We start from the raw sequence: 13,687 nt of genomic DNA, 5'->3' as shown, positions 1-13,687 counted from the left end.
TTGTAAACCCTTACAAATCTTTGTATATGTATATTTTAATTGTACGTGCACAATAAGTCAACACTTTTTTTGTAACCCTTTTCATCTAGATGTACAAGGCGGGAACAATGTTATACAATAAAGGATACATTATTTTAATGGAGGCATGAAATGTTAAAGTATCAAGAAATTGCTGATCAAATTGAGCTTGCAATTAAAAATAAAAATTTGAATCAAGGGACGCAACTCCCTAGTCTAAATGAACTTATTGCCAAATATGCCGTCAGTAAGACGACACTCGTTAAAGCTCTCACAACTTTAGAAGATAAGGGTATTATTTATCAAGTACAAGGTAGCGGAATTTTTGTTCGTCGTCAAAAAAGAGACGGTTACATCGCTCTAATGACGAACATGGGCTTTACAAAAGATTTAGAAAACAGTAAATTATCTACAAAAGTGATTGATTTAAAAGTTGAACTACCCAATGCTGATGTAGCCAGGGAATTAAATTGTGCTCCGGGTGAGGAAGTTTATTTAATAAAAAGAATTCGTTACATCGATAATCAAGTTCTCTGTATTGAGAGATCCTACTATCGAAAAAAACTTGTTCCTTATCTTAATCGCGAAATAATCAGTGAGTCTATTTTTAATTACTTGAAAGAAGTTTTAAAATTAAAAATAGGTTTCTCCGATAAATATTTACGTACAGACACCCTTAAAAAGACAGAATCAACCCTTTTAGAACTACCAGAAAATTCGCCTGGACTCTATATTGATGAACTTTTTTATACAGTAAGCGGTGAACCTTTTGATCTTTCTCAAACTATTTATAACTATAAACATGCTAACTTTTTTATTCAAAGTGGACAAAAATAAAACCATAATTAATAAATTAAAAACCTCAGGGCAATCACTTAAAAAGGTGATTACCCTGAGGTTTTTAATTTATTTCAAGATTCATTTAAAGAATTCTATTTAACTTCCATCTCTTTAATTTTATCGTTAATTTCTTTTTCAACTTTACGATGTTTGGGTGATAATCCTTCGGCAAAAAACAAGACACTACCGATTGCTAAGACATAAGTTAGGCCCATTGTAGAACTGTTCCAGAAAGATGCTCCATAATAAAGAATGCTGCGAGCACCATCATACAAGAAACGCATTGGTAACCATGGAAGAACCCAATCTTGGTAGAATTGAGGTACTAATGGTTGTGCCATTGCCAATAAAGGAATTGAGAAAAATAGTAAGAGGACAAATATAATTACCCCTGGGAAACCAATCCATGTCAATACCCCTGAGAATAACATTATAAAAGCAAAACTTGTAAATGATAAGAACGATGCAATTGTTATAAAATGTGTAAAATCAAATCCTAAAATCCATGTCGCATACGTAGCTGTTGCAAATCCAGTTAAAATTGCAAGTGCTACAGCTGAGATAATGAATGATGATTTAAATGAAAACTTGTGTTTCATTGATTTAAATTCTCTTGAATCTCCAGCGTAGAATAATAATAAACTAATAACCATGCTTGCAATCCAGACGGGTTGGAAGAACGAACTATTCGCTGATGTTAATCCAGCGGTTGAATGTCTAACGGTTGTTTTTACAGTGATTGGGTTATTTAACTTCAATGCAGTCACAGCGGGGACACTCATATTGGCTTTTGCCATATTTGTTAAAATTCCGGCTGAAATACCACCACCAATTTTTGTAACTATTGTTGATAGTGTCGAACCTAAAGTCGTTGACAATGTAGCATTTTTTGCTTCATTTGTTACAACAGTTACATTTGTAACATCTTTTGTTGTTGGATCAGCTAATTTTCCAATTGATGCCGAGAAATCTTTTGGAATTACAATAGCCGCATAATAATGTTGTTTATCCATTGCACTCTTAAGTGCCTTATCACTCTTAACGATATGCCAATCTAACGCCTTATTTTTGCTTCTAGTTAGATTTTCAACGATTTTGTTACCTTGCTTACCACTATCTTCATTAACAATGGCAACAGGTACATCTTTGAGCTCTGATTTTACAGATGGGATTTGCATCACCACCATAATAAATGTAAGTAATACCGAAACTAAAATGGCGAAACCTAAAAATTTATTTTTAAACATAATCATATTCCTCTTTTCTTTTTGAGTGAGCACTCAATCAATTACAAATACGATTATAACCTATCCACAAGTTTAGTCAACCCTAACTTTTAAATATAAACTATCAAAATAATAAGTTTGTCTTTTGTCATCGCTATCAATTGTGTCATAATAGGGCTATAAATAGGATGGTGAATATTATTAAAAATTCTGAATTAAAATTATATGCCAACTCGGATTTATTTAGAGATATAACAGATAAACAAAAACAAATTTTAATCGCCGCAATTGAATTATTCTCAGAAAAAGGCTATGCAAATACAAGTACAAAAGAAATTGCAAAAAAAGCTGGCGTGGCTGAAGGTAATATTTTTAGTAAATATAACAATAAACAAGGCTTACTTAACGCCATTATTGCCCCTGTCATTAAATCCATCTTACCTTCTGCAATGCACGACTTATTAGACGAGTCCATTGATCATTCAAATTTAACTTTGGATTCATTAATTCGTCCTTTGTTAAAAAATAGAATTATTTTTTTGCAAGAAAATGCTAAAGTTCTTAAAATTTTCATTTCTGAACTACTTTATGATAAATCGGTTGTTAAACAGTTATTAGAAAATATTCCCGCCCCATACTGGACGGCACTCAATTCAACTATTGATACACTAAAAGAAAAAAAACTAATTGTCAGTTGGGATAATCTCGAAATTCTTAAGGTTATTTGGTCAACTATAGGTGGTATTGTACTTGGTTATCTTCTTTTTGATCAATCGTTAACAAAAGAAAGTATTGAACATTCAGCAGATGCTCTGATAAACGCACTTAGTGTTTGATAAAAATAAATAATTAAAAATACCCATCGAGTAAACAAGTTACTGTAAAACCTTGTTTACTCGATGGGTATTTTTAATTCAAAGCAGATTATTCATACTAACTAATCTTTTTAATTACGCAGGAATACTATTAATAAATGTTTCTACTTCTTGTTTCGTTTTACGATTTTTATTAACTAAACGTCCTGTTTCTTTACCATTTTCATATGCAATAAAACTTGGAATACCGAAGACACTTAACTCAACAGCTAAGTCCATATTTTCATCTCGATCGACAGCTAAGAATGTGTATTCAGTATATTCTGATTCAATATTAGGCATTTCAGGTTTAATAAAAGCACAATCTGGGCACCATGTTGCAGAAAAAAATAGGATATACTTTCCATCTTTAATTTTATCCATTAATTCACTTACCGTTGTTTCTTTTTCTATACTTTTCATTTTTGCTACCTCCACTAATATGCTTACTTTTTATAAGTATATATCAGATTAGCCATTTTCAATTAAAATATGCTTGCTTATTTATTTTTATCTCTGATTAGTTTAGCTTCTTTATTACCTATATATAGGCTGTATGCAGAATACAATAATACTACAATAACAATCCATTGAATCACACTTGTATTAATATTCTTAACTAAAAGTACCGCAACTAAAACACCTATAATACCAAAAACAGAAAATAAGGTTATTTTTCTAGAATATTGATTGAGTTTTATAAATTGCATACTTCCTATTGGTAAAGAAAATGCACATCCCCCCATCATAATTGGAAATGCAGCAATCGGATCCATTCCCATCGCATAGACAGTTGCCATTGTTAATGAAAATGAGCCTATTCCAATATTATTTAATGCGCCATAAATAAATAATAAAAATCCTGTTACAACTAATTTCCAGCCAAATAGTTCGGTAGCGGTCCCACTAGCAGTGATTAGGCCTAATTTACCAGCGATGATTAACGCGGTTGCAACAAGTAATCCAACGATAACAAATGATCTAATACTATTTTCAGGTAATCTAACAACAAATCTCGGACCAATATAAGCACCCAGCACTTGGCAAATAATACAGACTAGTAACGTCTTAGTACCAACATTGATACTTGTAATATACGCCAGCGACATGACAAATATTGGAATAACATCTTGCGCATTTAACGTACCTGGTAATTTTTTCATAGAAACCCAATTAGCTTTCTGGTATATTGCTGTTGATATGGCAAAATCTGAAATTCCAAAAGTAGAAAAGAAAAAAATAACAATCTGCGATATTGGTGTCCATACTGAACTGGCCGGTTCTTTCATGAAGTCTGATTTATGTCTCATTAAATCACGCATAAAATAACAGATAAATATAAAATTAATAACAATAATTGCCGCAATCAACGTCTTTTGCATGATTAAATCTCCTAGTTAAATGAATCATAATAGTACAGTTTAACTCAATTTATTCCTAGATAAAATAGTCTATATTAATTTTTCTATTTTATACTATATAATTAGTCCTTTAAAGTCTAAAATTAGAAATATAAGGTATGCTACTGTTAATTGTTTATATAATTTATAAAAGGAGATGCACTATGCTAACAGACTTTTTTGCTTATAATTCATTTAGTCATTTGAAACTAAAGGTAGATTCATTGATTCCATATGGTTTTACAAAAACAGCAGAAGAAATCTATAATTATCAAGTTTCAATTCTTAATAATCAATTTATACTAACCGTCTCAATTTCCCCCTCTGAAAAAATTAATACTACTATTATTGATGCTCTAACTAAAGAAGAATATACACTTTATAAAAATCAGTCTGCAACAGGATCATTTGTCAGTTCAATCAGAAAATCAGTGATTGAACAACTGGATTTAATTGTTGCTAGTTGTTTTGAAACTACTCCAGTATTCCAAACTGCTGATTCACAATCTATCATTAATTATGTACAAGAACATTATCAGACCAATCTAGAATTCCTCTGGAAACAGTTTCCAAATGACGCTGTTTTACGTCGATCAGATTCTAAAAAATGGTATGCCGCTTTAATGAAAATTCCAGCAACTAAAATAGGCTTGGATTCCGAGAAATTAGTTGAAATACTTAATATTCGAATGGATCCTGACCTGCTCATCAATAAAATAGACAAAAATCAAATTTTTCCAGGGTACCATATGAATAAAAAACACTGGGTTTCAATTTTATTAAATGGCCAAAATAATTTAGACACTGTTTATTCTTATATTGATACTAGCTATGGACTAGCTAAATAAAAGGCGAACTAAAAAAATCCATTCTAATAGTCAACAAAATTTGAACTTGTTTACTTAGAATGAATTTTCGCTTATCATTAAACACTTGTACTTTTTTAGTATATACGTAGCTTTGTAGCTCAATTTTATCTACTTATTAATATTTTCTTTAAATAGGTTGTATATATCATCAACTGTATTCGATTTTTTTAATTCTTCCACAAATGAGTCATGGACAAGTAATTTCGATGTATTTGATAAATACTGTAAATGCTTTCCATCATCTTTTTCTGGAATTAGAAATGAGATAACTGTATCTACTGGCTGATTATCAAATGTTTCCCATTCAATAGGCTCACGTAATTTAACAATTAGCATTGCTGATTTATTAATCGATTCATCCTGTGCATGAGGTATCGCAATGCCTTTTTCCATCCCTGTCGTTCCCTCAGACTCACGAATCTTATACTTATTTAAAATATAACTTTCATTATTCGTATATCCTAATTTTTTAGCAAAATTTGCTAAAAAATGTAAGAGTTCTTCTTTATCAGAAACGGCTACGTTCAATTCAATGTTTTTTCTTTTCAATATATTATCGAATTCATTTTCATTCATTTTTATATCATTATCTTGCTCTTGTTCAAAGTTGGTATTACTACCTACATTCATCACTAAACTATTATTTTTTTTAGCTTGGCGACCAGCAATAGCGGCTAGTAAGACAGCAGATACAAGTGATCCAATAATAATCCATAATACCCACAGTAATGGTTTATTCACTAACGGTAATACAATAAATCCACCATGTGGAGCCGGTACACTAATTCTAGTTACATAGGTTAAAATCGCAGCAATCGAAGAACCAACCATAAATGCAGGAATATTTAGTAGCGGATTCTTTGCCGCAAATGGAATTGCACCTTCTGTAATATGAGTTGATCCTAATAAAAAGTTAACGTAACCTGCGCTGCGCTCTTTATCTGAGTATGCTTTTTTGTTGAACAGTACAGCAAACCCTGTTGCCAATGGTGGCGCAATACACGCTGCAGAAACTCCTGCCATAAAGAAATAATTTCCCTGTGCTAAAAGAGCTGTTCCGGTTAAATATGCTGCTTTATTAATTGGCCCACCCATATCTGAAGCACACATAATTCCAACAACTAATCCTAATAGAATGGGACTTGAATTTTCTAAACCCTTTAAAAACGTCATCATTCCTTCATTAATTGTTGCCATTGGAACTGATAGATACCAAATAATAGAGCCTGATAAAAATACTCCAATTACAGGTAAAATAAAAATGGCTTTCAGTCCATCTAATGATTTAGGTAGTTTTTTTAATAAGAACTGTAATATTAAAATCGTATACCCTGCTAAAAATCCACCAATTATTCCACCTAAAAATCCCGTTCCATTTGTATATGCTATCATTCCCGTTACAAATCCAACTATCAATCCAGGTCTTTTACCAATAGCCTCAGCTATATAGGCACATAGAATTGGAACCATAAGATTCATTGCAAATCCGCCAATAGTGTTCAATAAATGTGCTATATCGTTATATTGAGGGCTTTTTATGTCTGCTGAATTAATTCCCCAAAAAAATGATACGGCTGTTAACACTCCCCCAGCAACTACTATTGGTAACATATGTGACACTCCATTCATCACGTACACATACATTTTGTGCCAAAATGAGCCAGATAAATTTACTGTTTCTTCATTCGATGAAATTTTTGCTCCTTTTCGATGATAGGTAGGTAAATTATCATCTGTCAATATTTGATCAATTAATACATCTGCCTCTTTCATACCTTTCGTAACTGACACATTTATCATTTTTTTACCATCGAATCGATCAATATCTACATCTTTATCTGACGCAATTATTACACCATCAGCATCATCAATTTCTTGTTGTGAAAACGCATTTTCTATACCACTTTGACCATGAGTTTCAACTTTAATTGATATACCTCTTTTTTTAGCGGCTTGTTCTAAGGCCTCTTGCGCCATGTATGTATGCGCAATTCCTGTTGGACATCCAGTAGCTGCAATTATTTTATATTTTGTCATCTTAATTCCTCCTTAATATTAGATATTTTTACCTGCTTAGTCAGCTCTTTTACATTCGAAAAATCTGTTAACCCTTTTGAAAATGCCGTTGAACTCGCGGCTGCTATACTTTCTCTAAATACTTCTTCTATTTTTTTGTCCCCTATCGCTACCCCTGCTAAAAAAGTTCCCAACATGGTGTCGCCGGCCCCAGCCGTGTTAACAACGGTTCCTTTAGGGACAGTTCCATATAACACAACCTCTTTATTTATAAACATTGCACCACCGCCACCCAATGATAATAAAATATTTTGTGCACCCAATTTAATTAATTCTTTTGAATAAGTTATCAATTCATGTTGAGATAGTTTATGTTCTACGCCAAACCAACTCATTAATTCTTCATCATTTGGTTTTAAAATATAAGGATTATATTTCAATGTATCCAGTACGGTTTGATAACTAGTATCCAAAACTAGCTTATATCCTTTTTCCTGCGCCTGCTTTGCGATACTAATTAAAATTTCTTCAGAGATTCCGTCAGATAAACTACCAGATACAACTAATGTATCCTTTTCATCTAAATTTTGAATCTTATCCATGAACTGATTTATTTCATCATCACTAACATGTGGACCTTTATTTACTAATTTATACTCCGTATCTTGCTGAATTACTCTTGTAAAAACATTAATTCGTGTATTAGCATCGATATGTACAAAATCAGTTTTTATATTGCACCTTGCCAACTCAGACTCAATATACGCATTAGTAAATCCTCCACCAACTCCAATAGCAGTACTTTCTACGCCTTTCTTTTTTAGAATAAAACTAACATTAACTCCTTTACCATTCGCTTGTATTTCATAATTTTCCGTTCTATTAACAATATTTTTTTTCATTTCATCGGTTTGGATAAAAAGATCAATAGCTGGATTCAATGTACATGTATATATCATAATTTTTACCCCTTTCTTCTACCTACCAATACTACATCTGACAGAAATGAAAAGGTTTTCAATATATGATTTTGTATGCTACAATTGAAAATAAACAAACAATCAAGGTGAGGTGACCAGTAATGTCTCTTAGTAACTCCGAAAAGATTCTTTGGCAAGTCATTCAAGATAACCTAGAAGATATTCCGATATTAACAATAACCAACCTTAGCGATTTAGCTCATGTATCAACCGCTACAGTCGTACGAACGCTCAAAAAAAAAGGCTACAGCGGTTATATGGATTTTAAACAATCTATAATTACTAAAGAAAAAGAAAAAAAATATAAGAATATTCAGAATATGGATCACGATATCCAACAAGTCATTATGAAGAATGAACATGAACTTAATAACACACTACGTATGCTTGACGTTAATACCATAGAAAAAACAGTTCAAAAAATTAAACGTTCAAAAAAAATATACATTTTCTCAAGGGGTTTTTCTGAATTAATTGCAATTGAAATGCTAACAAAATTTGAATTATTAAATAAAAATTGTGTCAGTTTTACGGATCCCAATATTATTAAACAAATTAGTCACAGGATTACATATAATAATATTTTAATTATTATTTCATTGAACGGAACTACTGCAGAACTCCTTGAAGGTGCTAAAAATACGTATAAAAATGGAGCCGATATTATTGTATTAACAACCAACAAATTAAGTCCACTTATTAAATATTCAGATTCCGTGTTTATCGGATTTAAATCTGAAATTTCATATTTCCCTGAATTTGAAGTTAAATCTCGTTTACCATTACAGGTAATGAGCCGTATACTTTTAGATTCTTATGCAATTCGAACAAAGAAAGCTAGCAAATAAATTTATTTCACTTCTACTTTTTTTCATTACTAAATCATTAAAAATAAAGAGGCTAAACATGACGTTTAGCCTCTTTATTTTACTATTTTAATACCTTATCAAACCACGATGTAGCAGTACTTTCAAGAACGACATTTAAATCTTCAATATTCTTTTTACCAACTGTGTTCATCCATTCTTTACCTTTTTCTTCACCATCTTTAGCAAATGGTTCGATACCTTTGCTCCATGTTGCACGTCCACAAAGTACACCATTAAATGTTGATTTTGCTTCATGAGCAAATACTAAAGTATCTTGGAATAATTGTGCCGATACACCACCACTTAAGAAAATAAATGGTAATTTGGTTGCATCACTTTGTTCTTTAAATATATCTAATGCTTCTGTCTTAGAATATACCACCTCATTATCGTCGTTAAACCCTTCCACATAATCCATATTGACTGGCACTTCTACTTTAAGTACATCTACTTTATATTCAGGTTTAGAAAATTCTTTCATCATTTCAATAACTTTATGAGGTTTTACTTTAGCATACTCTGAACCTTTAACATCGTCATTAGTTGCATCATAAGAAACCAATTCTAAAAATAATGGCATATCTTCTGCAGCACATTCTGAACCAAGACGCTCCATATATGCATGTTTCATATTATTAATCTCAGCATTTTCGTCTATATCATAATAAAGTAAGAATTTAATAGCGTCAGCGCCCTCTTCTTTAAGACGACGAACTGACCAATCTGGTAATAAGTCAGGTAAGCGACCTGGGGTAGTAACATCATAACCCGTTTTTTCGTATGCAACTAGTAATCCAGTACTTGCATTACGGACCTTTGCTGCTGGAAGACCATATTCTGGATCAAGTAATATTGCTGAAGCGTATGGTGTTAATTCTGATGAAATTACTTTTTTAAATTCAACGATATCTTCTTCATTTGCTGGCTTATTTGCTGCTGCTGCCAACATTTTTTTTAAAGATCCTCGTTGATCAATTGCTAATGCTGCAATTACGCCTTTTTCATTTGAAAGTGCTTTAAGTCCTGCCAATTTATTTGGTGTCATTTTTATTCCGTCCTTTATTATTTTTTTACTTCTCTCATCCACTTATAATTCTATCTTTGAAGAATATGAAAAGGTTTTTAAAATTTCATTTTTTACATACCAATTAAAAATAACTTAACAATCATAAATACCGTTTACTCCGACTAGCTCTTAATAAAGAATCAGTTAATATCATTTTTTATATTTTAAAGTACCATTTAAATATGTTTCCTCAAAATTTAAATCATGATCTAAAACAATGAAGTCAGCATCTCTACCTGCCGCAATACTTCCGCACTTATCATCAATTCCAACGCTTCTAGCGGGCACATAACTAGCCATTTGGATTGCTTCTTCAGGAGTAGAAATATTCCAATCAACAACATTTTTAACTGCTTCCATTAATTTTAAGACACTACCAGCTAAACTTCCTGACTCTAACCTTGCGGCGCCATCTTTAACAACAACTGGGAACTCACCTAATGTATAATTTCCATCAGGCATTGCACCAGCACGCATACAATCAGTTACTAATACAATGTGGTCTGCTCCTTTAACGTTAATTAAAATTTTAGCAGATGCCGGATTAACATGTTGACCATCACAAATTAGTTCATCATAGACACTACTTAATGACATTGCTGCGCCAACCATCCCTGGCTCTCTATGATTAAGTGGGCTCATTCCGTTATACGTATGAACGAAAATAGATGCACCAGATTCTACTGCAGATTTAGCTTGATCAAACGTAGCATCACTATGCCCCAATGCTACTTTGACCCCTTGTTTAGTTAAGGCCTCAGTAAATTCTTTAACACCCTTTCGCTCAGGTGCAATCGCAATTTTTCGAATAAGTCCATGCGCTAATTTTTGCCAATGCTCAAAAATATCTATACTTGGATCTAAAAAGTATTTAGGATTTTGCGCACCTTTGTGTTTTTCAGTAAAAAATGGACCCTCAAAAAAGATACCCTGTATTTTTGCACCACGTACTTCACCATGACGCTTACCAAAGTCAGAAATAACTTCGTTCAACGTTTCTGGAGCTGCCGTCAATGTTGTCGGCAGAAATGAAGTAACGCCACATTCTAATAAACCTTCAGACATCATTTTTGCGCCCTCAAAATCGTTATCCATCACATCATATCCCTTTAAACCATGGACATGTGTATCTACAAGCCCTGGTGCAATCCATTTACCCGTATATTCTTTGATATCACCATCAGGTTTTTCTTGTTGATAATCACCAAATTTACCATCAATAATTGCCAAGTACCCTTCATTTTCAACCGTGTTTTTCAAGAAAAACTTATCTGCATGAATATAATATATTTCCACCAGTAATGCCTCCTATATTATTTTTGTTAAAAAGAAACTAGCCCATTATCCATAGTCTAGTTCCGCAGGCCTCTTCTAGAATAACTTGAAGAATGCACCTACTAAGCCAACAACTACTGTGAGCCCAATCAACATCAATGGAGATTTACCTTTTTTCAACATCCAGTAACAGAAGAATGTATAAAGAAGCGGTAATAATGCCGGCATCACTTTATCAATAACACCTTTTTGTAAATCAATATCAATTTTCCCAGCATGAATCACAACACCAAATTTAAAGTTAACGTATGTTGCAACCAAGGCTCCAACAACAGTTAATCCAACTATCGACGCAGCACGTGATATTTTTTTTGTATTTTCCTTCATACTCGAAATAGCACGAGTACCAGTTCTATACCCATAATTCATTAACCAGAATAGTAACCCAAAATGCACTGCATTAAAGACAACAAGGAATAAGATCGGTCCAAGTGGATTTCCATTCATTGATAATGAAACCCCAACTCCGGCTGTAATAGGTAGCAACGTTAACCAGAACATCGCATCCCCAATACCACCTAAAGGTCCCATCATTGCTACTTTGATACCACGAATAGTTGATCTATTTTCTTTATTTTCTTCCATTGCTAAAATAACACCTTGAACAAATGTTACTAAAAATGGATGTGTATTAAAAAATTGTAAATGATCAAGCATTGCATATGAGAAATCTTCTTTATCTTTATGAATTTTTTTCAATCCAGGAATTAAACTATAAGTCCACCCACCACCTTGCATACGTTCATAATTAAATGAAGCCTGTAAAAGTAGTGAACGCCAAACCATTTTGTTTAAATCTTTTTTTGTAATTACCTTTTCAACAGTAGGATCGTTATAAGTATCTGGGATCACAACATCATTGCGATCAAATTTCTTTTTAGATGCCATCACTATAGTCCTCCTCTTCATTAACTGTTACGGTTGCTACTTTTTTTCCACCATTATCAGATTTTGCTCCACCAATAAAGAAATCATAAGCAGCGATTGAAATACCAATGATTGCGACTCCTAAGATTGGTAAGTTACCATATGCTGCAACAACAAATCCAATTGCGAAGAATGGTGCGTACGCTGTCTTCCACATAATTTTTAACAACATGGCAAATCCAACAGCTGGCATAATACCACCGGCCGTACTTAATCCTGTTAAGATCCATGCAGGAACGGCTTCAACCATTCCTTGCGCTTTACTTGCACCGAGGAAGATTGGTAAGAACGCCATAATGAAGTAGAAAACAAACAAGATTAGCGGACCCATGTAGTTCAATCGATCAATTTTCTTATCATTACCTTCCATCGCGTATTCATCCATTTTATGCATAACTGGTGAGTAAGCTGTAAATAGTAATGTAACTAAACCTTGTACGGCAACTGCAAATGGTACGGCAATACCAACTGCTAATGTTGGTGTTTGATGAGCAATAATTGCAAATGCGGTTCCCATAATTCCACCAATAACAACATTAGGTGGCTGTGCTCCAGCAAGTGGAACCATTCCAGCCCAAACTAATTCTAATGTACCACCAACAATTAAGCCGGTTTGAAAATCTCCTAATATTAGACCAACTACTGCACCAGTAACGATTGGTCTATGAATATGTGTTAAACCACTATACATATCGATACCGGCAATACCAGCCCATAGTCCAATTAATAACGCTTGTACTAACATATAAATTTCCTCCTTTTTATTATTATATTTACGTTTTTAATATTCTTTCAGTAAGCGCATCATATCTGATGCCTTTTCATTCGGAATACCTTGAACCTCTAGTTCAACACCCAAATCATGCATTTTATTGAATGCTTGAACATCGGTATCATCGACTGAGATAGTTGCCGATAATTGTTTCTTCCCTTCTGAAAAATGTAAATTACCAATATTTACTTTCTTAATTGGGACACCTCCTTCAATAATTTTAGCCATGTCTTCTGGCGTACGAACAACTAATAATATTTTTTGTTTATCCGAGGCTTTACCAATAATACGAATCGTTTTTTTAATATCGAAAAAGCGGATTCCAACAGTTTCAGGAATAACCATCTCCATTAAACTTTGCTGTACATCATCTTTAGAAACCTCATCATTCGCAACTACAACTAGATTAGCGTCAATCGTATTAACCCATGTCATACCAACCTGTCCATGAACAAGTCTGTTATCAATTCTTGCAAGTAAAATGTTTGGTGTTGTCATAATAAATTCCTCCTTGA

Annotated in this window: 14 protein-coding genes; 4 read left to right on the top strand and 10 right to left on the bottom strand. The window is 32.9% G+C overall.

Annotation, left to right across the window (positions count from 1 at the left end):
• The first annotated feature begins 150 nt into the window (after positions 1-150).
• Positions 151-855 carry a GntR family transcriptional regulator gene (locus tag AC1RP4_RS00755; RefSeq protein ID WP_481761020.1) on the top strand — a complete coding sequence of 235 codons (705 nt, stop codon included), beginning with the start codon at positions 151-153 and terminating at the stop codon, positions 853-855.
• Between the two features lie 95 nt (positions 856-950).
• Here AC1RP4_RS00755 and AC1RP4_RS00750 read toward each other — a convergent pair whose 3' ends face one another.
• Entirely contained in the window at positions 951-2,105 is a 1,155-nt protein-coding gene (locus tag AC1RP4_RS00750; protein ID WP_481761021.1) for a YhgE/Pip domain-containing protein, read from the bottom strand.
• Positions 2,106-2,272: 167 nt separating this feature from the next.
• On the opposite strand from AC1RP4_RS00750, the gene AC1RP4_RS00745 reads away from it, so the two are divergent.
• Complete coding sequence (locus AC1RP4_RS00745; RefSeq protein WP_481761022.1) at positions 2,273-2,920, top strand: TetR/AcrR family transcriptional regulator; 648 nt, start codon at positions 2,273-2,275, stop codon at positions 2,918-2,920.
• Positions 2,921-3,034: 114 nt separating this feature from the next.
• On the opposite strand, the gene AC1RP4_RS00740 is transcribed toward AC1RP4_RS00745, so the two are convergent.
• On the bottom strand, positions 3,035-3,361 hold the full coding sequence (locus AC1RP4_RS00740; RefSeq protein WP_481761023.1) for a thioredoxin family protein: 327 nt from the start codon (positions 3,359-3,361) through the stop codon (positions 3,035-3,037).
• 77 nt (positions 3,362-3,438) lie between these two features.
• A complete protein-coding gene (locus AC1RP4_RS00735) occupies positions 3,439-4,320 on the bottom strand; it encodes a sulfite exporter TauE/SafE family protein (RefSeq protein ID WP_481761024.1) in 882 nt (293 codons plus the stop codon).
• 182 nt (positions 4,321-4,502) lie between these two features.
• Here AC1RP4_RS00735 and AC1RP4_RS00730 point away from each other — a divergent pair, with 182 nt between their 5' ends.
• Complete coding sequence (locus tag AC1RP4_RS00730; RefSeq protein ID WP_481761025.1) at positions 4,503-5,186, top strand: MmcQ/YjbR family DNA-binding protein; 684 nt, start codon at positions 4,503-4,505, stop codon at positions 5,184-5,186.
• A gap of 129 nt (positions 5,187-5,315) precedes the next feature.
• Here the strand turns inward: AC1RP4_RS00730 and AC1RP4_RS00725 are convergent, their stop codons facing one another.
• Positions 5,316-7,244: a fructose-specific PTS transporter subunit EIIC gene (locus AC1RP4_RS00725; RefSeq protein WP_481761026.1), complete on the bottom strand. Its 1,929-nt coding sequence runs from the start codon at positions 7,242-7,244 to the stop codon at positions 5,316-5,318.
• Positions 7,241-8,182, bottom strand: a complete 942-nt coding sequence (gene pfkB, locus AC1RP4_RS00720) for a 1-phosphofructokinase (protein WP_481761027.1) — start codon at positions 8,180-8,182, stop codon at positions 7,241-7,243. The genes AC1RP4_RS00725 and pfkB overlap by 4 nt, the downstream gene beginning before the upstream one ends.
• Positions 8,183-8,304: 122 nt before the next feature.
• On the opposite strand from pfkB, the gene AC1RP4_RS00715 reads away from it, so the two are divergent.
• The gene (locus AC1RP4_RS00715; RefSeq protein ID WP_481761028.1) at positions 8,305-9,051 is read left to right on the top strand and encodes a MurR/RpiR family transcriptional regulator; all 747 of its coding nucleotides are present in this window, start codon (positions 8,305-8,307) and stop codon (positions 9,049-9,051) included.
• Between the two features lie 82 nt (positions 9,052-9,133).
• Here AC1RP4_RS00715 and lacD read toward each other — a convergent pair whose 3' ends face one another.
• The 5 genes from lacD to agaV all read right to left on the bottom strand — a co-directional run bounded on the left by lacD (position 9,134) and on the right by agaV (position 13,670).
• Complete coding sequence (lacD, locus tag AC1RP4_RS00710) at positions 9,134-10,117, bottom strand: tagatose-bisphosphate aldolase (protein WP_481761029.1); 984 nt, start codon at positions 10,115-10,117, stop codon at positions 9,134-9,136.
• Between the two features lie 171 nt (positions 10,118-10,288).
• Complete coding sequence (gene nagA, locus AC1RP4_RS00705; protein WP_481761030.1) at positions 10,289-11,434, bottom strand: N-acetylglucosamine-6-phosphate deacetylase; 1,146 nt, start codon at positions 11,432-11,434, stop codon at positions 10,289-10,291.
• A 75-nt stretch (positions 11,435-11,509) separates the two neighbouring features.
• Complete coding sequence (locus tag AC1RP4_RS00700; RefSeq protein WP_481761031.1) at positions 11,510-12,361, bottom strand: PTS system mannose/fructose/sorbose family transporter subunit IID; 852 nt, start codon at positions 12,359-12,361, stop codon at positions 11,510-11,512.
• Entirely contained in the window at positions 12,351-13,145 is a 795-nt protein-coding gene (gene agaW, locus AC1RP4_RS00695; RefSeq protein ID WP_481761032.1) for a PTS N-acetylgalactosamine transporter subunit IIC, read from the bottom strand. The genes AC1RP4_RS00700 and agaW overlap by 11 nt, the downstream gene beginning before the upstream one ends.
• A 36-nt stretch (positions 13,146-13,181) precedes the next feature.
• Positions 13,182-13,670, bottom strand: coding sequence for a PTS N-acetylgalactosamine transporter subunit IIB (gene agaV, locus AC1RP4_RS00690; protein ID WP_481761033.1), 489 nt, complete (start codon positions 13,668-13,670; stop codon positions 13,182-13,184).
• Positions 13,671-13,687: the final 17 nt, after the last annotated feature.

The organism is Dellaglioa sp. CoH-56-MRSF-10 (genome assembly GCF_056782175.1).
The sequence above is the reverse complement of the archived record's forward strand: the minus strand, read 5'-3'. Positions and strand labels throughout refer to the sequence as shown.